Raw genomic sequence first — 20,501 nt, forward strand, 5'->3', positions numbered from 1 at the left:
AAAGTTTTAAGATTAACGTCCGGGTTGTTGATCAATTACTGGGCTCTTAGCAACTTCCCCGCCTGGTATCATCAAATAATATTGTTGTTCTGTAATCTGGAACCGTCTTCTACTCTCATCCAAACCAGCATCAAAGAAGTATTTTCCAGTTGTCGTGGAATAGAAAGGATATAGTCCTTTGTAGTAGGCTCCATCTTCCTGAGTTCTTCCATTGATCACATCAGAATGCTGAGTTCTCCAACGTCTGATATCCCAAAGGTGTTTCCATTCGAAGGCAAGTTCTTTCCAACGCTCCTTACGGATGATTTGTAATCCTTCAGAACCTGACATTTCAGCTATTCCAGTTAGAGGATCAGCACCAGCACGTTCACGAATATCTTTAATCGCATCGTAAGCAATTTGCATGAAGTTATCTCCACTAGGAGCAGTTTCACCTGCTAAATTCAATTCGTATGCAGCCTCAGCAGCATTCAACAAGATTTCTCCGTAACGCATCAAAATAAAATGTTGTTCCGAGCGTGCCTCAAGTACCAGACTTTGAGGAAGGTTTGGATCCAACCATTTGCGAACCATAAATCCGGTCATGGCACAAGTACGTCCTGAAGTATAAGGACCATTTAACCCGGCAGCATTCCAAACTCTCCCATCAGGAAGCGTTACTGTTTCATGCGTATTCGAAGTTTGTGAAAGGTATAGAGTTTTTTCGCTAAATGCTCCGGATGCTGTATAGGCATCAACCTGGTTGTAATTTTGAGGTCCTGCCAATGTATAATCAGGAGCACTACCGTTAACCACTCTCAGCGGATCGATACCATTGCTTGCATCACCGGTATAAATCCCCCTTCTAACGTCCATTACCTCTCCTTTTAGCACATCGCCGGGAAGAATTACGTAGGCACGTAAGCGAGGTTCTGCATTTGCAAAAATATCGGTAACATTGTCAAACATCAGGTATTTTCCATTCTCATCTAACACCTTGATTGTTCCGTCAGGATTCTTTTCAAAACCATCAAATTGCTCAACAAAGTCAAGTGTAGGACAGTTACCTGCAGAATAACCGTTACCACCCATTAACTGGCGAGGGATATTATACGAGTCATAACCGTGTGCTAAATCAGGATAACTGTATTCCTTAATATAAATATTCTCAGGACTGCTTGCGTCAAAGAACATATCAACCATGTTTTGGTACTGAGCTTCTTTATCACCTGCTGCCCACTTCTTTTTGTACAATGAAAATTTACCTGATTTCATTATTATACGAGCAGCATCATAAGCTTCCCTAAAGTATTTTTTTGATGCAGCAGCAGCTGTATTTGGATCAAAACCAATCACTCTCACGTTGGTTTTTTGCCCAAATCCGGTAACCGTATTATACTTAGCAACAGAACCAGCAAACAACATCGCTTCAGATTTGAACCCTAGAGCAACGTATTTATTCGAATAACCTCGTTTTGGACTACTTTCGGACAAATTTGCAATTGCCAAATCATAATCAGCCAATACCTGGTTCCAGGTTTCTTCTTCGGTTGAACGCGGAGTTTCCAGTTCTTCTGGAGTCAGGTCAGGATATTTTAGCACTTCAGTTACTAGTGGGACGCCACCGTAACGCTTAGCCAATGCATAATAAACCATCGCCCTTGCAAAATATCCTTCACCAATAAAGTGGTTGTATTCATCCTCGCTAAAATTGTCTTTAAATTCAGGCAAAACTTCCAACAAACGGTTTGCATCACGTAACAATTCATATGCACGGGTCCAATAGGCTCCATTACGCGCCCAACCTTCTGAGGTCATTGCCGTTCCCGCATCACGACCAAGCGCTGTACCGGAACTACATCCCGGTGTTACCAACCAGTCATCAAAAAACTGACGGGCAGGTGAATATTTGAAATCTTCAAAAGGCATCTGGCTGTACATCCTTGACAGGTAAACAGCCATACCTGTTGCATCAGAGAAAAGGTCTTTATCTTGAACAACGTTCATAGGTGGAATATCCAGATAATCCTTACAAGACATAACCACACTACTAAACGTCAATATTGTAATTAATAAATATTTGAATTTCATAGCTATCCGTTATTAAAATTTAACATTTAATCCGACTGAAACAGTCTTGTTCAAAGGATATAGATACCCATATGTTTCATCATTATGTTCCGGGTCCATATAGTCGACTTTTGTCAGGGTAAACAAGTTATACGCATTCACATACAAACGTAAATTTTTAATACCTGTTTTTGACATTAGCTCTGATGGCAGCGTATAACCTAATTCGACACTTTTCAGACGTAGGTAAGCACCATTTTCAGCATTGAATGAAGAATTATAGTCAGGTAAAGTTCCGGTATAAGCGAAGCGCCCAGGAACCCATTCTGTGGCTGGGTCGTATGGATCAGCATTTGGATCTACCGGATGCCAGCGATCCATAAATTGCTGCATGGCACTTGAGTTTCCGTTACCCCACAATGGTTCACGAAGCTGCTCTCCATATTTTGTGGAGCTCATTGCAGAACCTTGTAGCAAAAAGTTCAGATCAAAATCCTTATAGCTGGCATCAAAAATGAAACTGAAGTTCATCCATGGGTATTGATTATAACGAATGGGGTGTGCATCGTTCCCATTAATTTCACCGTCACCATTCCAGTCTTCATAAGCATAATCACCAACAATGGTTCCTCTGCCGATGTATACAGGAGATGACCAAATATCTTCCCATGATTCAAATCGTCCGGCACCGTTGTATCCCATATGTACACCTTGTAATCTGTCGTTCTGGTTATTCTTCCAATTGCTCCATGAACTTCCAATATCACCGCGCTCAACATATAAACGTTTTACACGAGCCAAAGACAATATACCTTTTACATTGTAGCTGAAATTTCTGATTTGATTCCGATGAGAAACTTCCAAATCATAACCATAAGTACGGTCACTGTTTAAATTTTCATCAGGAAGGCTTGCTCCAACAACTGTTGGAATACCACCATCCCTTGTTGCCAAAAGGCCTTCACGGTTTCTGCTAAAGTAGTCGACAGTAACTCCCAAAAGACCATTCCAACCAACAAAATCAACACCAACATCAAATGTGTTTGAAGTATACCAGGTAATTAATTCATTAGGAATCCCCTTATTATCTGCACTTGCATTGAAACTTCCATCAAATACATAACCTCCTGTAAAGTTTCTTCTATCAGAACTGGTAGGATAGTTATACCCCGAAATGAACTGATATCTGGCTGCATTGTCGTCCCCGGTTTTACCATAGGAAGCTCTCAGTTTCAACTGATCAACAAAAGCCAATGTAGAAGAGTTTTCGAAAAATCCTTCCTCTGAAATACGCCATCCCAAAGAAGCTGCAGGGAAGAATCCCCATTGATGACCAGTGCCAAACCTTGATGACCCATCATAACGGAATAGGAATTCTGCAAGGTATTTATCATCGTATGCATAGTTTAAACGTCCAGCCAATGCCAGGTTAGAATCTTCATAAAGTGCATTCTCTCCAGAATTCATTGTTGCTAACTGTCCTTCTGCCTCTCCAGCAAAAAGATATGGCAAAGGAAGTACCAGATTGCGCTGGGCTGAAAAGTTATCGCTAGTCCTTTTCTGAGTTTCCCAGATAGCTATCGCACCCACATCATGCTTATCAAAGGTTCCGTTATAATTGATCGAAGTCTGAGACAGCATTTGTGTCCTAAAATAAGACTCTCTTTTAATTGTATTTGGAGATTGACGAGTAAATGTCTCGTATGTATCCGATGCTTCATCATATCGATATTGTGTATATTCTTTTTTGAATAGATTATCACTGGAAACATAATAGTCGTAACTGAACAATCCTTTTACATATAATCCCTTCACACCTGGAATATCGTATTTTAAACTTGCTGCAGGTTGAACCCATTTTTTATTGTACGTTTTAAATCCCACCAAGTCCTTATTCATAAATGAAATAGGGTTATCTCCTTCAATTAATCCATGATATGGTTTCGTAGGGTCGTTATTTGCATAAGCAGGAATATGAGCACCTTGCCTCCAGAAACCACGAATGATCCACCATGAATCCACATTTGGACGATCTTGCTCATCCATAATAAGGTTTAGATTAACATCCAATGTCAGGTTATCTGTAATTTTTGTAGAAATATTCGAGCGGATATTATACTTATTATAAGTAAGGTCACTTGATTTAAAGAAACCTTCCTGGTACTGATATCCTAAACCAACGTAGAAAGTTGTACGCTCATTACCACCTGTAGCATTCAAATTATGCATGGTTTGAGGTGCATAATCACTGAAAACCAGATCATACCAGTCAGTGCCTTGTCTTGTACCATTCAGATACTCGTCCATCTGCTCCTGTGTATAAATAGGTGCCCCTCCATTCACATTATGCATCGATCTCTCATTGCGAAGAGTCATGTAATCTGGAACATTTACAGTAGCTGGTAATCCTGAAGGAATTTGCCAGGTAAACGAACCTGAATAATTCATCTCCAATTTATTATTTGCCCCTCTTTTTGTTGTAACCAACACTACACCATTTGCAGCACGCACACCATAGATCGCTGCAGAAGCATCTTTCAATACTGACATGTTATCAATATCATTAGGATCTAAACGTTGAAAGTCCTGCTCCGAACGAGGAATTCCATCAATAATAATCAACGGTGAACCCATCGCACGGATATCAAAGTTATTGTGGAAAGCTCCCGGCTCTGCTGTTCTTTGAGTAACGCGAACACCCGAAATTTTACCAGTCAACATGTTTTGTGCATTCTCATTTTTTGTAGCTACAATCTCATCCCCTTTAACAGCTGCAACCGAACCAGTTAAGGTAGCTTTCTTTTGCACGCCATAACCTACAGCAACCACTTCCTCAATACCAATGGCATCTTCTGCCATCACAACATCAAGTGAAGATTTGCCAGACACAGAAAGCTCCTGAGTTTTCATACCTACAAAAGAAAATACAAGAACTGCCTCTTCTGGAACATTTTTCAAAGTATACTTTCCGTCAAAGTCAGTTATTGTTCCGGTAGCAGTTCCTTTCACCACAACCGTAACTCCCGGAAGTGGAGCTCCAGTTCCATCAGTTACCAATCCAGAGATTGCCTTTTGTTGCAGCGCATTGAGATTATTTGATTCACTGCCATCAGAATTTGATCTTTTAATAACAATGTACCTGTCAACTATTTCATATTCCAAACCCAAGTCATTCAAGATCAGATCCAATACTTTGTCAATATTCTGATCTTTAGCATCAACCCTTGTTACCCGATAGTTATCGAGTTCCATATTGAAATAGAAATAATATTCAGTCTGTTCTTCAATTTCATTGAGAACATCAATCAGTTTCGCATTACTAATATCAAGCGTTAGTTTAGATGTTTGTGAAAAAGATTTCGCCTGTACTGTAATAATAAAAGCAAAGAATAGAAAAATAGATAATCGCATAAGCAAAAACACTTTAGACCATGGTCCGCTAAAACCATGAAATTTTCGTTTTTTTTCCATAATTTTGAATTGGTTATAAATTAATTACTAGCCGCTCCAACGGCTCTTGATTATTTTTCAATGGGGATACTCCAATATCCCCATTGTTCTTTTGTTAGTTCGTGTTATTTCATATTAATTCTTCTCTATAATTTTTATGATATTTTTTTGATCCACTCGGTTTATCGAAACGAAATCCATCTTCTGACTCATAATACTTAAGGATCTAAAGACTTGCTCAACCGGCTTATATTTCAGGAAAGTTCCGGAAAACTGAAGTTTTTTAAGTTGTTCATTTTCAAACTGAATATCTACATTATACCACCTTTCCATCCGTTTTGCAATCTCTTCCAAAGATTCCTTTCTAAACACAATCTTTCCTTCTTTCCACGATGTATAGAAGTCAGTATTGACATCTTCAATTTCCTGAATTTCACCCCCAGCCATGGTCGCACTTTGCCCAGGCACTATATTTCTTTTCCAATGATTCTTTTCGGAATGAAGACGAACTTTCCCCTCTACCAAAGTAACGATAGCGTATTCGTCAGTCGAATAAGAAGATATATTAAAGGAAGTTCCAAGCACCTCAACATCAAAGTCGTTCGCATTCACAACAAATGGTTTTTTCTTGTTTTTTGCAACTTCCATAAAAGCTTCTCCATCTAGAAAAACTTCACGTTTATTCAATTCAAATTCATTTGGATATTTCAATACTGACCCGGAATTCAGCCAAATAGAAGTACCGTCAGATAGTTTGATCTGGCTCATTTGTCCAAGTGGAACCACCACTTCAGTATATCTTGTTCCTTCAATTGTATCAGGTATTAAAGAGTGTAGAATGGCACCAGAAAATATCGCAATTAAAATTACAGCAGCCCTAACCCAGAGTAGTCGTGAAAAGCGAACAAGCCGATTTTCTTTATGCTGCAGCCTGTAATCTAGTCTTACTTTTGCTTCATTTCGATTGTATTGATCCCACAAAAAAACCCTGGCTAATTGATCTTTAATACCTAAAGCCCAATGATAATCAGAAGTCGGCCACTTCTCATTTTCCAGGTTTTCACTTTTATCGGTCTCATTATGAATATTTGAGACTAATCCTTCCCAGTATTTCTTTTTTTCATCCACTTTTTGCCATTTTACCCATTGACGTAAAAATTGTCGTTTAGGGTGACAACATTTTTAGAAAATATTTGATTTTTTTAAGTTCTCTCTGGTTCACCGTCCCAACCCAGAGTAGAAGGAAGTTTAATATCAAGCGAATAGAAGGAAATTAATTGTCCGCTGGCTCACGTTTAATTGCTCTTTTAAAAACTTATAAGATCGAGACATTTGTGTTTTTACAGTGTTAACAGAAACGTTCAACTCGTCGGCAATCTGCTGGTATGACTTTCCCTCAAAAGCAGCCATTTTTAGAATAAGACGCCTTTGTTCTGGCAATTTATTAATCGATTCGTAAAGTTTATTTAGAATTCCTGAATCCTCCAGTGGGTTGGCAACATCATCGATTACCGATTCCGAAACTTTCTCTAGATTAGAAAACTGAAGTTGATTTTTCCTTAAAAAACTTATTGCAGCATTTTTTACAACTGTGACAAGAAAGTTACGCAAAGAAGTCTTAATATTCAGGGTAGCTCGTTCCTCCCATATTTTCGCGAAACAATCAATTACAATATCCTCAACAATTTGACTATTGTTTATGTATGACGAAACAAATGCACATAATGGATGATAATAGAAATCGAACATTTTATCGAAAACCGATTTATCACCATTGCGTATTTTTGTCCAATCAATTTGTTCGCTCATTCTTCCTCGTTGAAGTCTTCAAAATTAAGAATTAAAATATGAATTCGTCAAACAGTAAAATTATTCCAATATGTTACGAATGCATAAAACTCTTCAAATTGGGATAATTAGTAAAACTGGTTATATAAAAAATAAATATTCATGATAAATGATTGACTTGTCAAGGCGTTAAAAAGATGGGATTTTTTTAAAATACAGAAAAACCACCACTTTGCAAAGTGGCCTGATTTCCTATTTATTAATCATTCAATTTATTAGTCTTTTGCTAATATCTCTGCTATTTACAGAAACCCTGGAATAACTAAACTGACAATAATTACATTTTGCACAACATATTTAGCTTCCAACATTAACTTTATTGTTTTGTCATTGTTAAATAGATACAGAATTCAGTTAATTTTATGGGATTGATTTTTACAAGTATCGTGGATTCTAAAATATTTAGTAATTTCAGTACAGCTTTCTATTTTAATTTCCGTACAAAAAAGAAGAAAAGAAACGCCCCATGGAACAGAAAAAAAAGAACAAGACCACACATGGCATAAAAAAGCCAACAAAGAATGTCACAAAGGGAAATCAGATTTATTCTGATAATTCCCCTGAAATTAATATTCCTGACGTTATTATCCGATTAAACGGCAAGGGGGAACATCTTTTCGTTTCGGACAACTTCTTTACTTTTTTTGATTTACCAAATACGGATATTATAGGAAAAAGCCTGGCTGAGATTGGATATTTGAAGGACATTAATTTAGAGATTGAACATGCCCTAAATAATGTCGTAAAAAGCGGAACTCAATTTTACGATGAATTCTCAATTTTTAAAGGAAATAAGCTATTTTGGTTTAGCATAAGCCTGACTCCAGAAAAAATCAATAATGAAAATATACAAACGGTTCTGGGCGTATTCCGCGACATCAATTATCAAAAATCAATTGAAGAAGAGCTAAATGAAGACAAACAGCGATACCAACTAGCAACCGAAGCATCTGACAATGGCGTTTGGGATTGGATTGTCGATAGTGACGAGATATACTATTCCAGAAAATGGAAAGCTCAATTGGGTTATTATCCGGATGAGCTGGATGACAAATTCATTACCTGGATGAATCTGCTTCATCACGAAGATTACAACCGTGTAAAAAGGGAACTGGAGAATTTTCTTTCGAGCACCTCTCTTGTATTTGAATCAGAATACCGAATGAGACATAAGGATGGAACTTACCATTGGTTTAAAAATCGTTCTGCTGTAATTCGTAATATTGAGGGCAAAGCAATTCGTATGTTTGGAGCAAACAGGGATATTACAGAAGAAAAAAAACATCATGAAAAGCTGATGATGCTCCAGCAGGCATTCATACAAAGCCCCGCCCCAATAATGATTACAGATCTTGAAGGATATATTGAATTTTTCAATCCTGCATTTTGCAAAATTACCGGATTCACAGGTGATGAAATTATCGGCAAAAAACCGGAGATCTTGAAATCAGGATATCACAACAGTGCATTTTACAAGAACCTTTGGGACACCATCTTGGCAGGCAACGAATGGAGAGGTGAATTCAAAAACAAAAGAAAGAATGGGAAAATGTATTGGGAATTGGCCTCCATTTCCTGTCTTCGAAATGAGAAAGGAATTATCACGCATTATTTGAAAATATCGGAGGAAATCACTTCAATAAAAAAACTACAGGAAGATTTAAAGAAAGCCCGAAGAGTATCAGAAGCAGCAAACCTTTATAAAAATAATTTTCTGGCTAATATGAGCCATGAGATCCGAACTCCGATTAACGGCATTATTGGTTTTTCTGAATTATTAAAATATGGTGATTTAACGATCAATCAACAGCTTCATTATATCGATATTATTGAAGAAAATAGCCGTTCGCTTTTGAATTTGATCGATGACATTATTGACATATCAAAGATTGAAGCAAACGAATTAAAAATAAAGAAAGAAGCTTGCTCATTAGCTGCCGTTTTCAGTGAACTTAAAGAGCTATTTGAGTCGTTAAAAGTCTCGCATAATAAAGATAATCTAGAAATTCGGTTTAGAATCCCCAGAATAAAGCATCACGATTTTATTTTCACCGATCCATATCGCTTAAAACAGATTTTAAGTAACTTATTTTTAAATGCATTAAAATTCACGAATAAGGGTTTTATTGAAGTTGGATACCAAATTTCATCAGAGAATAAATTACAGTTCTACGTTGAAGATTCAGGAGTTGGAATTCCTGCCAATAAACAAAAAACCATTTTTAAACGGTTTATACAAAACGACAATAACCTAAAACCCAAAGATGCAGGTGCAGGGTTGGGATTATACATTTCACAGGGATTGGTTAAACTTTTAGGTGGAACTATAGGGGTGAAATCGCAAGAGCAAAAAGGAGCATTATTTTTCTTCACAATCCCATACGACAAAATTAAAGCCCCAATTAAAAGTCCGGGCCTTAAAGAAGATAAGAATTATGACTTCAGCAAATATACAATTCTTGTTGCCGAAGATATTGATTACAACTTTGAGTATTTGAATGAGATCCTCAAAAAAACGCAAGCCAATGTATTATGGGCAAAAGATGGAATAGACACCATCAACATGTTCAACAATAATCAAGTAGACCTAATCCTTATGGACATACAGTTGCCGGAAATAAATGGTTACGAGGCCACAAAAACGATTCGAAAGTCGAACACAACGATTCCTATCATCGCACAAACTGCATATGCAATGAGTGAAGAAAAGCGAAAATGTCTGGATTCCGGATGTGATGATGTTCTAATCAAACCTCTAAAAATTGAAGAGGTATTAAAAACCTTATCCCGCTATCTGAAATAAAAGCCTAAAAAAAATTGATCAGAAAGTCTTTTTCATTTTCGCTTTATTAAATTTGAAGTTTTAATAAATGCCGATTGCATGATAAACGAAAAGTTTCCTTCGCGCTTACTGGAAAATGCAGTAAATGAATTCTCAAAACTACCTGGAATAGGAAGAAAGACTGCCCTGCGGTTGGTTTTGCACCTATTGAGGCAAGACCGGGAAGAAGTTACTTTTTTTGGAGAAAGCATTATTCAACTTCGAAACGACATCAAACATTGTAAAGTATGTCACAATATCTCGGATTCTGAAATCTGTAATATCTGCAGTCATCCAGCCAGAGTACCTGAAATTGTTTGCGTTGTTGAAAATATTAAAGATGTGATGTCTATCGAGAATACCCAGCAATTCAATGGACTTTACCATGTTTTAGGTGGCATTATTTCTCCAATGGATGGCATTGGCCCTTCTGATCTCGAAATCAACTCGTTAATAGAGCGGGTTCAGGAAGGAACAATCACCGAGGTAATCCTTGCCTTGAGCACAACCATGGAAGGAGACACAACTAATTTTTTCATATATAAGAAATTGAAAGATTTAAACGTTAGGATATCGACGCTTGCCAGAGGTGTTTCAATTGGAGATGAATTGGAGTATGCAGACGAAATCACTCTTGGCCGCTCAATTAAAAACAGGATGAACTTTGAAGATTCCCTGTCTCAGTAAAACTGTTGGTGCATGAAACTATCTGTTGTTATTGTCAACTACAACGTAAAATTCTTCCTGGAGCAGTGCCTGCATTCTGTTCAAAAAGCATGTGCCAAAATTGACAGTGAAATTTTCGTGGTTGATAACAATTCGGTTGATGGCTCCTGCCAAATGGTGAAAGATAAATTCCCAACCGTCCACATTATCGAAAATTATGACAACAGAGGTTTCTCAAAAGCAAATAATCAAGGCATACAAATAGCCAAAGGGGAATATATACTCCTGCTAAATCCAGATACCATTGTTGAAGAAGACAGCTTCATTAAATGCGTTCAATTTATGGATGCTCATACTGATGCTGGCGCTTTGGGAGTGAAGATGATTGATGGCAAAGGACAATTTCTACCAGAATCGAAGCGAGGACTTCCAACTCCTGCTGTCGCTTTTTATAAGATTTTTGGATTCTCAAAACTATTTAGTAAATCGAAACGATTTGGCCGATATCATTTGGGACACCTGAGCAAGGAGGAAATTCACGAGATTGACATTCTCTCCGGAGCTTACATGCTGCTTCGAAAATCGGTAATCGATGAAGTTGGCATGTTGGATGAAGATTATTTCATGTATGGCGAAGATATTGATCTTTCATACCGCATCACACAAGCTGGATATAAGAACTATTATTTTCCTGAAACAACGATAATTCATTACAAGGGCGAAAGCACAAAAAAGGGCAGCATCAACTACGTAAAAGTGTTTTACAACGCAATGATCATTTTTGCGAACAAGCATTTTTCAAAAGGGCGTGCTGACATGTTTTCACTGTTAATTAATCTCGCTATTTATTTCCGAGCTTTCCTTGCAGTTATTAATCGTTTAGCAAAAAATGCCTTTTTACCCATATTGGATGCACTTATTATCTATACTGGTTACCTTTGGCTACTTCCGTATTGGGAACAATATCAATTTACGAAAGGACACTTCCCTCCCGAATATTTGAATTTCATCGTTCCTGTTTATATTTTGATATGGATTTTTTCCATCTGGTTTATCGGTGGTTATCAAAAACCAATCAAAATAATAAAGTTTATTCAAGGACTCTTCTGGGGGAGCATTGCCATTTTGGTAGCTTACTCTTTAGTTGATGAAAGTTATCGTTTTTCGAGGGCTCTCATTATACTGGGATCATTTTGGGCATTGGGAAGTTTGCTTCTTGATCGTCTTTTGTTGAATCGAATCAAACCAACTTCATTTCGATTCGATTTAAACAGGAAGAAAAAGGTTGTCGTAATTTCATCAAAAAAAGAAGCTGATCGGATTAATAATCTTATTCAACAATCACAATTGAAGATTGATGTTTGCGGATTGGTACACCCGTCCAAAGAAAAACACGATCCTGCGTTTCTTGGTAATTTATCCCAACTGGCAGAGATTATTCAAATACATAAAATTGAAGAATTAATATTCAGCGCCAGCAATCTCTCTTCACAAGAAATTATTGCAACAATGCTGGACCTCGCAAGCTTAAAAATTGAATATAAAATTGCACCACCAAAAAGCCTTTCAATTATTGGAAGTAGTTCAATTGACACGGCAGGCGAATTATATGTTGTGAATCTGAACGCTATTACAAAAGATGAAAATCAACGTAATAAGCGTATCATTGACTTTTTGCTTGGCATCTTCTTCCTGGCAACCTACCCCTTCATTTGCTGGACAGTAAAAAATAAGATTGGTCTTCTGAGAAATATCTTTCTGGTATTAATTGCGAAAAAAAGCTGGGTTGGATTTGCCGGAAATATCGACACCAAAGCCAATCTACCAACTATAAAAGATGGCGTTTTAACACCTACCGATCAGTTTGAAGATGAATTACCGGAAGCAAAAAAACTTGAAATTGATATGGGTTATGCAAAAAATTACCGCATCTTACAAGATATAGAAATCATCATTCAATCCTGGAAAAAACTTGGACAATGACGCTGGAAAAATTGCAATACGGAAAGGTAAAATTCAGGCCGCTGGAACCTGAAGATTTGGAACTTCTTTACCAATGGGAGAATGATCCGGCAATTTGGAAGGTAAGCAATACCTTGGTTCCATTCTCTCGATATATCTTAAAACAATACATTGCTGAATCTCATCGTGATATTTTTGAAGCCAAACAGATGAGGCTTATCATTGAAGATGAAAACGCCAAAGTAGTTGGAGCTATTGATTTATTTGATTTTGACCCAATGCATCAACGAGCAGGAATCGGCATACTTATTTACGAGCAAGAAGACCAAGGCAAAGGATTGGCATTCGACTCATTGCAATTAATCATTCAATATGCGAGGAATATTTTAGGTCTCCACCAATTGTACGCCAACATAACAATCGACAACATGGCAAGTATTCATCTTTTCGAGAAAGCCAATTTTAAACTAGTTGGAACGAAAAAGGATTGGATCAAATCAGCAGACGGATGGCTTGATGAGCGACTCTATCAAACTCTGCTTTAAGCGCTTATCCTATTTGACTAAAATCAGGAATTTCTTTTAAGAACACATACGATTGATTTTGCAAATCAACCTGACAACAATAGTGATTGAGCCCGTTTGATACAATTAAATAGGGAACCTGAAGTTTCATATTGTACCGTACAATCTGGTCAAAGGTATCCTGCGAAATTTTCACACTTGGTGCTTTAAATTCAACAACCAGCAACGCCTTTCCTTTTCTGTCATACACTAGCAAGTCGGCACGAAATTGCTTTTGGTTCACTTGTAATCCAGTCTCAACAGCCATTAACGAAGCAGGAAAGGCTTTGTCCTTACTTAAAAAAAGAATGAAGTTTTGTCGCACCCACTCCTCTGGAGTATAAACCAGAAATTTTTTACGCACTGAATCAAAAATCAAGGTTTTCCCTCCTTCCTCCTTAATTCGAATAGAATATGTTGGTAAATTTAATTTTGTGAACATCCTATGCCAATCCAAAGTTGTACTTTTGTAAAACTGAAATTTTACACCAACCTGTTATTTTTCATTCAGGTATCCAAAAGTGCAAAAAAAAGTTCAGACCTTGTATGAAATAAAAACTGATTCCTCAAGGTCTATAAGAAAAGGACTAGTCTATGAAGACGAAAAAAGAAATTGTTGACAATTGGCTGCCCCGTTATACCGGTCAAGCTCTTAGTGATTTTGGACATTATATATTGCTAACGAACTTTCAATTGTATGTTGAAATTTTTGCAGAGCAGTTTGGAGTTCCGGTAATTGGTGCTGATAAAAATATGCCAAACGCTACCGCTAATGACATCACCATTATCAATTTCGGAATGGGGAGTCCAAATGCAGCAACAATAATGGATTTATTAAGCTCCATTCATCCTAAAGCAGTTTTATTTTTAGGCAAATGCGGTGGACTAAAAGCGAAAAACAAATTAGGAGACCTCATTCTTCCTATTGCTGCCATTCGAAGTGATGGAACTTCTAACGATTATCTTCCTCCGGAAATCCCCGCACTCCCAGCTTTTAATCTTCAACGGGCCGTTTCAACAGCAATCCGGGAAAACAGGATGGATTACTGGACTGGCGTAGTTTACACCACCAATAAGCGTGTTTGGGAATATGACGAACGATTCAAAAAATATTTATATAAAACGCGGGCTATTGCCATTGATATGGAAACAGCTACTATTTTTACCGTTGGTTTTGCCAACCAAATTCCGGCTGGCGCACTACTCCTTGTTTCAGATCAACCCATGATTTCAACGGGTATTAAAACTGAGGCAAGCGATAAAAAAGTAACCATGAACTTTGTGCAAAAGCATGTTAAAATAGGAATTGATGCATTGCTCGAAATAAAAAATGAAGGAAGATCAGTTAAGCATCTGAAATTTAATTAAACGACATTGATGAATTACGAAGATATTTTAGCCAACCTGCGAAAAAAGATATATCACCCAATTTATTTTTTAATGGGTGAAGAAAGTTACTTTATTGACCAGATAACAGATTATATATCAAAGAATGTACTTACTGATGCTGAAAAAGGCTTCAACCAGCACGTTTTATATGGGAAAGATACTGATATAGATACGATTATCACCCACGCACGAAGATTTCCCATGATGGCAAATCATCAGGTTATTATCGTTAAGGAAGCTCAAAACATCAAAAAAATTGAGGAACTTGAACCGTACATCAATGCTCCACTCACCAGTACAATTTTGGTGATTAATTATAAATACAAGACCATTGACAAACGCAAAAGCTTTGCAAAGCAGCTCGGTAAAAAAGGAGTATTATTCGATGCAAAAAAAATATACGACAACCAATTGCCAGCATGGATAAATAGCTATTTATCAGCCCATAAATTCAGCATTGAGCCACAAGCGTCAGCAATGCTTGCCGAATATTTAGGTACAGATCTAAGTAAAGTCTCCAACGAACTGGACAAGCTAATTATCTCATTGCCTGCAGATACAAAAATCACCCCCAACCATATTGAAAAAAATATTGGTATAAGTAAGGATTTTAACATCTTCGAATTACAAAATGCGCTGGGGGATAAAAATATTTTGAAGTCCAACCAAATCATCAATTATTTTGCAGCAAATCCGGGTTCAAATCCGATTACCAGAACCATTGCTAGCTTATATTTCTTTTTTATGAAAATATTGACTTATCACTTTTTAGATGATAAGTCTCCAAATGCAGTTGCATCTTCCTTGCAGGTAAATCCATATTTTGTGAAATCATATGTGGCTGCAGCAAAAAGGTATCCAATTAAAAAAGTAGTTGAAATCATTGCCACCCTTCGCGAATATGACATGAAATCGAAAGGAATTGGAAATGTATCGGCAAGTGCTGGAGATCTTCAACGCGAAATGATTTATAAAATTCTACACTAAAAGCATATGACTATTATCCTGATTATTATAACGGCTTTCATTTCCATCGCGGCTTTTAATCGCCATGATTTAATGGAAAAACTGCAGTTCAACGCCAGTAAAGTTTATCACAAAAAAGAATACTATCGGCTAATTAGCCACGGGTTTGTTCATGCAAACTGGGAACATTTAATTGTTAATATGATAGTCTTGTATTCATTTGGTAGTGCTATTGAATATTATTTTAAAGATACTTTTGGCCGCCCCTCAAATGCATACTATTTGCTTCTCTATTTTGGAGGTATGATTGTTTCAAATCTGTACGCACTTTACAAACATCGAAATAACTTCTATTACAATGCAGTGGGGGCATCTGGCGCAGTATCCGCAATATTGTTTGCAGCCATATTTTTTGATCCATGGAACAAAATCTATTTCTTTGGTTTGTTCCCAATACCAGGTATTGTTTTTGCAATTTTATACCTCGCATATTCATACTATATGAGCAGAAAAGAAAATGACAATGTCGCCCATGATGCACACTTTCTGGGAGCAATATTTGGCTTTCTTTTCCCCATCTTACTGGATAGCAGACTGCTTGGACATTTCATTGATAAACTGTTTATGGTAATATAAAATGAAAGCTGTTTTTCTGGATCGCGACGGGGTAATCATTGACAATTCATCACATTATTACATTTTCAGAACAGAAGATGTAAAATTCGTCGATGGGATTTTTGACAACCTTAAATTGCTTTCAGAAAAAGGATTTGACTTTTTTGTGGTAAGCAACCAGGGCGGAATTTCCAAACAAGAATACACAAAAAAAGATGTTGAAAAAGTTCATTATTTCATAGAAAAGGAACTTGAAAAACGAGGACTAACAATTAAAGAATGGGCTTTTTGTCCACATCATGATTCAATAGAAAAATGTTTTTGTCGCAAGCCATCACCTTTAATGATTGAAAAATTATTAGCCAAATATCAGATTGACAGCGACAAGTCGTATTTAATTGGCGACAGTCCACGAGACATTGACGCTGCGGAACAAGCAGGGATAAAAGGAATTTTAATTCCCGCCAACCAAAACATGTTTTCACACATTAAAGAATTATCCTGAAACATGAAAACAGACTGGATTCTATTGGATGGAAATTTCCATGTAAATGATGCTCAACTATTTACAACGAGTGATCTTTCATCGGTTTTATTTTCAGAAAAGATTCGATCTATCCGCAATCTTTTCCCATTCTGGGATGAACACTTAACGAACATTCAACAAACCTTTCAGATATTAAATCTGCCGCAACCAGGCTTCCTTCAAAATAATGGGAAAGAACTTAAACGGCAGCTCGAGCGGTTCCTGTCTAAAAATAAATTATTCAAAAGTGCCTTATTAGATATTCAATTTCTGTTACCTCAAAACCGAATCGTATATCTCATAACTCACCAAGAAATTAATTCTACTAGTTTTGATTTGAATAAAAATGGATACATATTTGAAGTTTCTGATGCGATTCAGAAAGCTACAACAAGTTTATCTGCATATTCGTTCTATTCAGAGCTAAATTGGAAAATTTTAGAAAGGCAGACACTACCTAAATCAGTTTCAGCCTATTTATTAACGAATAGCAATGGCGATATAATTGAAACACCCTCAAAAAACATTTACCTGATTAAAGGCAATCAAATAATTACACCATCAAAATCAACAGGTGCTTTTATGGATGTCAGTCGAAAAGCCGTCCGACAAATTGCCTTGGAATTAGGATTTGACTTTGTTGAAACCCATGAACTCAAACAAGTATTATTTTTAGAAGCAGAGGAATTTTTTCTAGCAAGCGGAATCTATGGAATTGAATGGGTGAAAGGACTCTACGCCAAAAGATATTTCAGTAAAACGGTGAGAACAATAAGCAAGGAGTTTAATGCCAAATTAATTCAATGATGGATTCTCTGGGAAATTTTCCCACAACAAGTATTTACCTCCAATATCTCGAATCGAATCAACCCAAAGGCTATTGCTTGGCTTCTTCACCAAGACTTTTTTCTGTTCAATTTCAGAGACCAACCATGAATTCTCTTTCAACTCTTCTTCCAATTGTCCATCATCCCAGCCTGAATAACCAAGAAAAAAACGAACTTGCTCACTCAGTACATGGCCTGATTTAATTTTAGTTTTTAACACATCGAAATCACCGCCCCAATAAATGTCATCTTTAACATGTATGCTTCCGGGAATTTGATCTCCAAGAGAATGCAAAAAGAAAATTGAATCCGTGCTTACGGGCCCCCCGATATAAACTTCGGCATTAAATTCAGGAAAATCAGTGATGATATCATTAATCGGATAATCAATTTTCTTATTTAAAATAAAGCCAACAGCACCTTTTTCGCTATGGGCAACCAATAACACAATTGCCCGGTTAAAATAACTTCCTGGCAAGAATGGTTCCGCGATTAAAATTCGTCCCTTTTGCGGCTCCACGTGATTGGTTTCTATTTTAAATAAGTTGATATCCAATGCAATATTCCTTTAAATACATTTCAATTTAAAAAAAATGAATTATTTATCAAATACGTAATAGCAATAAATTTAAAATAAATCTAAATAAGAGTCACTATAGTTATTGATTCTTTAAAAATTTATTACCCAAAGGGGATAAAACCTATTCCTCTTCCTCAACAACAAATACATCTTCGTTTTCCTTCTTCATCAAGAATTGCTCACGAGCAAACTTTTCAAGGTTCTTTTGGCTTGTTTGAAGTTCTTTAATTTTTCGCTGATCATTTTCGATTTTTTCTTTCAAAAAATCCTTTTGATCAATAAGTTGGGCTAGTTTATTTTTGTTTTGAAAATGCTGAACCATATTGTGTTCATCAAAAAAGAGAATCCACAGTAAAAAAAACATAATGGTAATTCCATATTTATTACCAATGTTTTTCCAAATATGAGCGAGTAGTTGTTTCATTCTTTTTTGTTTGAAAACAAAAGTACATTATCTAACAGGAAAAAAAAAGAGGCAGAAAAATTCCGCCTCTCCAAATATTCACTATTCCTGTTTATTCCTCATCTCCCAAAAAACTGGGATACATATAATCATGTGGAGGAACAAAATTTTCTTTAATGGTTCGAATAGAAGTCCAGCGCAGGAAGTTAAAAACAGATCCCGCCTTATCATCAGTGCCCGACCCACGAGCTCCACCAAATGGCTGCTGGCCAACAACCGCACCTGTGGGTTTATCGTTGATATAGAAATTACCAGCTGCATTTTCCAGTCGTTTTGTTATTTTTTCAATGCTATAGCGATCTTGAGAAAACACCGCTCCTGTCAAGGCGTACATTGATGTCTTATCCAAAATCGATAATGTTTCATCGATCTCCTCATCTTCATAAACATAGACTGTCAACACTGGTCCAAATAACTCTTCCTTCATAGTAACGTAATCAGGTTTCTTTGCCAGAATTACGGTTGGCTCAATGAAATACCCAACAGATTTATCACAATTACCACCAAAAATAACCTCGGCGTCTTCATCCGTCTTAGCACGCTCAATAAACCCAGCTAACTTATCGAAAGATGATTCATCAATAACTGCATTTACAAAGTTGGTAAAATCTTCAGGAGGCCCCATTTTTACGGTTGCCAGTTCTTTACCTACCCGTTCGCGGACATCTTCCCACATACTTTCGGGAATATAGACCCTCGATGCGGCAGAACATTTTTGCCCCTGATACTCAAATGCACCGCGAACCATTGCAATAGCAACAGCCTGCCTGTCAGCAGTTGGATCAGCAAATATGAAGTCCTTTCCTCCTGTTTCACCAACAATGCGAGGATATGATTTATATTTAAAAATATTCTCACCAATTGTTTTCCATATTCCTTGAAAAACACCAGTTGATCCGGTAAAATGAATCCCTGCAAATTCAGGATGAGTTAAAACAACGTCAGCAGCAGTAGGGCCAGATACGTAAACTAAATTGATAACTCCGTCCGGAAGACCAGCTTCTCTAAAAATATCCATGATTACAGCTGCTGAATACACGGCTGTTTTCGAAGGTTTCCAAACAACTACATTTCCCAGCAATGCCGGCGCAGCTGGCAAGTTTCCTGCAATGGATGTAAAATTAAATGGAGTAAGTGCAAATACAAAACCTTCTAATGGTCGAAATTCATTATAATTCCATATCCCCGGAGCAGATTCCGGTTGCATCTTGTAAATATCGATCATACATTTCACACCAAATCTAAAGAAATCTGCCAACTCACAAGCAGCATCAATTTCAGCCTGATAGGCATTTTTAGATTGTCCGAGCATGGTGGCAGCATTCAACTTATCGCGGTACGGACCAGCCAATAAATCAGCAGCTTTTAAGAAAATTGAAGCTCTATGTTGCCATCCAAGATTTGCCCATTGCTCTTTTGCATCAAGGGCAGCGTCAATTGCCATTTGAACATGAGATGCATCTCCCTGTGAATAATATCCTAAAGTATGATTGATCTCATGAGGAGGAGATATTCTTATCTGTCGATCCGTAGTTACTGCCCTCCCTCCGATTATCATCGGAAGCTCAACTTCAGTAGATCTAAGTTCTTCAATCATCGCCTTTAAACTTGCCCTTTCAGGCGAGCCTGGAGCATATGTTCTTACCGGTTCATTCTTTGCAACCGGAACATTAAAAATTCCTTTTGGCATAACGTTCGTATTTTTTCGTTTATTCGTATTTTCTTCAATCACAAAGCTATGGATTCGCATTTTTTTAATCCCTAATAAAAATCAGC

Annotated in this window: 17 protein-coding genes; 9 read left to right on the forward strand and 8 right to left on the reverse strand. The window is 37.0% G+C overall.

Going from position 1 to position 20,501, the window contains the following annotated elements:
* Positions 1-12: 12 nt before the first annotated feature.
* The 4 genes from ACUNWD_RS04840 to ACUNWD_RS04855 form a co-directional block, all read right to left on the reverse strand.
* Positions 13-2,070, reverse strand: a complete 2,058-nt coding sequence (locus tag ACUNWD_RS04840; protein ID WP_445586648.1) for a RagB/SusD family nutrient uptake outer membrane protein — start codon at positions 2,068-2,070, stop codon at positions 13-15.
* 12 nt (positions 2,071-2,082) lie between these two features.
* Positions 2,083-5,520, reverse strand: coding sequence for a TonB-dependent receptor (locus ACUNWD_RS04845; protein ID WP_445586649.1), 3,438 nt, complete (start codon positions 5,518-5,520; stop codon positions 2,083-2,085).
* 114 nt (positions 5,521-5,634) lie between these two features.
* On the reverse strand, positions 5,635-6,627 hold the full coding sequence (locus tag ACUNWD_RS04850) for a FecR family protein (RefSeq protein WP_445586650.1): 993 nt from the start codon (positions 6,625-6,627) through the stop codon (positions 5,635-5,637).
* Between the two features lie 126 nt (positions 6,628-6,753).
* Positions 6,754-7,308 (reverse strand): RNA polymerase sigma-70 factor, encoded by a 555-nt coding sequence (locus ACUNWD_RS04855; RefSeq protein WP_445586651.1) that lies wholly within the window; start codon positions 7,306-7,308, stop codon positions 6,754-6,756.
* 505 nt (positions 7,309-7,813) lie between these two features.
* Here ACUNWD_RS04855 and ACUNWD_RS04860 point away from each other — a divergent pair.
* The 4 genes from ACUNWD_RS04860 (at position 7,814) to ACUNWD_RS04875 (ending at position 13,341) form a co-directional block, all read left to right on the forward strand.
* The gene (locus tag ACUNWD_RS04860) at positions 7,814-10,150 is read left to right on the forward strand and encodes a PAS domain S-box protein (protein ID WP_445586652.1); all 2,337 of its coding nucleotides are present in this window, start codon (positions 7,814-7,816) and stop codon (positions 10,148-10,150) included.
* 78 nt (positions 10,151-10,228) lie between these two features.
* Positions 10,229-10,855: a recombination mediator RecR gene (gene recR, locus ACUNWD_RS04865; RefSeq protein ID WP_445586653.1), complete on the forward strand. Its 627-nt coding sequence runs from the start codon at positions 10,229-10,231 to the stop codon at positions 10,853-10,855.
* 12 nt (positions 10,856-10,867) lie between these two features.
* Positions 10,868-12,817, forward strand: a complete 1,950-nt coding sequence (locus tag ACUNWD_RS04870) for a glycosyltransferase (protein ID WP_445586654.1) — start codon at positions 10,868-10,870, stop codon at positions 12,815-12,817.
* Positions 12,814-13,341: a GNAT family N-acetyltransferase gene (locus ACUNWD_RS04875; protein WP_445586655.1), complete on the forward strand. Its 528-nt coding sequence runs from the start codon at positions 12,814-12,816 to the stop codon at positions 13,339-13,341. The genes ACUNWD_RS04870 and ACUNWD_RS04875 overlap by 4 nt, the downstream gene beginning before the upstream one ends.
* A 4-nt stretch (positions 13,342-13,345) precedes the next feature.
* Here ACUNWD_RS04875 and ACUNWD_RS04880 read toward each other — a convergent pair whose 3' ends face one another.
* Positions 13,346-13,801, reverse strand: a complete 456-nt coding sequence (locus ACUNWD_RS04880) for a type I restriction enzyme HsdR N-terminal domain-containing protein (protein ID WP_445586656.1) — start codon at positions 13,799-13,801, stop codon at positions 13,346-13,348.
* Positions 13,802-13,953: 152 nt separating this feature from the next.
* Here ACUNWD_RS04880 and ACUNWD_RS04885 point away from each other — a divergent pair, with 152 nt between their 5' ends.
* Genes ACUNWD_RS04885 through ACUNWD_RS04905 form a run of 5 tightly spaced genes read left to right on the forward strand, consistent with a single transcriptional unit; the run spans position 13,954 to position 17,662 of the window.
* On the forward strand, positions 13,954-14,727 hold the full coding sequence (locus ACUNWD_RS04885; protein ID WP_445586657.1) for an AMP nucleosidase: 774 nt from the start codon (positions 13,954-13,956) through the stop codon (positions 14,725-14,727).
* 9 nt (positions 14,728-14,736) lie between these two features.
* Positions 14,737-15,735: a DNA polymerase III subunit delta gene (holA, locus tag ACUNWD_RS04890; protein ID WP_445586658.1), complete on the forward strand. Its 999-nt coding sequence runs from the start codon at positions 14,737-14,739 to the stop codon at positions 15,733-15,735.
* A 6-nt stretch (positions 15,736-15,741) separates the two neighbouring features.
* Complete coding sequence (locus ACUNWD_RS04895) at positions 15,742-16,350, forward strand: rhomboid family intramembrane serine protease (RefSeq protein ID WP_445586659.1); 609 nt, start codon at positions 15,742-15,744, stop codon at positions 16,348-16,350.
* A 1-nt stretch (position 16,351) separates the two neighbouring features.
* Entirely contained in the window at positions 16,352-16,834 is a 483-nt protein-coding gene (locus tag ACUNWD_RS04900; RefSeq protein WP_445586660.1) for a D-glycero-alpha-D-manno-heptose-1,7-bisphosphate 7-phosphatase, read from the forward strand.
* 3 nt (positions 16,835-16,837) lie between these two features.
* The gene (locus ACUNWD_RS04905; RefSeq protein WP_445586661.1) at positions 16,838-17,662 is read left to right on the forward strand and encodes an aminotransferase class IV; all 825 of its coding nucleotides are present in this window, start codon (positions 16,838-16,840) and stop codon (positions 17,660-17,662) included.
* On the opposite strand, the gene ACUNWD_RS04910 is transcribed toward ACUNWD_RS04905, so the two are convergent.
* The 3 genes from ACUNWD_RS04910 to pruA form a co-directional block, all read right to left on the reverse strand.
* A complete protein-coding gene (locus ACUNWD_RS04910; RefSeq protein WP_445586662.1) occupies positions 17,651-18,202 on the reverse strand; it encodes a YqgE/AlgH family protein in 552 nt (183 codons plus the stop codon). The two genes, ACUNWD_RS04905 and ACUNWD_RS04910, sit on opposite strands and share 12 nt — an antisense overlap.
* 181 nt (positions 18,203-18,383) lie before the next feature.
* On the reverse strand, positions 18,384-18,686 hold the full coding sequence (locus ACUNWD_RS04915; protein ID WP_445586663.1) for an FtsB family cell division protein: 303 nt from the start codon (positions 18,684-18,686) through the stop codon (positions 18,384-18,386).
* Between the two features lie 91 nt (positions 18,687-18,777).
* Positions 18,778-20,415: an L-glutamate gamma-semialdehyde dehydrogenase gene (gene pruA, locus ACUNWD_RS04920; RefSeq protein WP_445586664.1), complete on the reverse strand. Its 1,638-nt coding sequence runs from the start codon at positions 20,413-20,415 to the stop codon at positions 18,778-18,780.
* Between the last annotated feature and the right edge of the window lie 86 nt (positions 20,416-20,501).

The organism is Sunxiuqinia sp. A32, from assembly GCF_052690465.1.

Excerpts from the sequence above, each read along its gene's own strand:
- ACUNWD_RS04900 (WP_445586660.1), top strand. The coding sequence starts at position 16,352 with ATGAAAGCTGTTTTTCTGGATCGCGACGGGGTAATCATTGACAATTCA.
- ACUNWD_RS04860 (WP_445586652.1), top strand. The coding sequence starts at position 7,814 with ATGGAACAGAAAAAAAAGAACAAGACCACACATGGCATAAAAAAGCCA.
- holA (WP_445586658.1), top strand. The coding sequence starts at position 14,737 with ATGAATTACGAAGATATTTTAGCCAACCTGCGAAAAAAGATATATCAC.
- ACUNWD_RS04840 (WP_445586648.1), bottom strand. The coding sequence starts at position 2,070 with ATGAAATTCAAATATTTATTAATTACAATATTGACGTTTAGTAGTGTG.
- ACUNWD_RS04855 (WP_445586651.1), bottom strand. The coding sequence starts at position 7,308 with ATGAGCGAACAAATTGATTGGACAAAAATACGCAATGGTGATAAATCG.
- ACUNWD_RS04870 (WP_445586654.1), top strand. The coding sequence starts at position 10,868 with ATGAAACTATCTGTTGTTATTGTCAACTACAACGTAAAATTCTTCCTG.
- ACUNWD_RS04885 (WP_445586657.1), top strand. The coding sequence starts at position 13,954 with ATGAAGACGAAAAAAGAAATTGTTGACAATTGGCTGCCCCGTTATACC.
- ACUNWD_RS04905 (WP_445586661.1), top strand. The coding sequence starts at position 16,838 with ATGAAAACAGACTGGATTCTATTGGATGGAAATTTCCATGTAAATGAT.
- ACUNWD_RS04880 (WP_445586656.1), bottom strand. The coding sequence starts at position 13,801 with ATGTTCACAAAATTAAATTTACCAACATATTCTATTCGAATTAAGGAG.
- recR (WP_445586653.1), top strand. The coding sequence starts at position 10,229 with ATGATAAACGAAAAGTTTCCTTCGCGCTTACTGGAAAATGCAGTAAAT.
- ACUNWD_RS04875 (WP_445586655.1), top strand. The coding sequence starts at position 12,814 with ATGACGCTGGAAAAATTGCAATACGGAAAGGTAAAATTCAGGCCGCTG.
- ACUNWD_RS04845 (WP_445586649.1), bottom strand. The coding sequence starts at position 5,520 with ATGGAAAAAAAACGAAAATTTCATGGTTTTAGCGGACCATGGTCTAAA.
- pruA (WP_445586664.1), bottom strand. The coding sequence starts at position 20,415 with ATGCCAAAAGGAATTTTTAATGTTCCGGTTGCAAAGAATGAACCGGTA.
- ACUNWD_RS04915 (WP_445586663.1), bottom strand. The coding sequence starts at position 18,686 with ATGAAACAACTACTCGCTCATATTTGGAAAAACATTGGTAATAAATAT.
- ACUNWD_RS04895 (WP_445586659.1), top strand. The coding sequence starts at position 15,742 with ATGACTATTATCCTGATTATTATAACGGCTTTCATTTCCATCGCGGCT.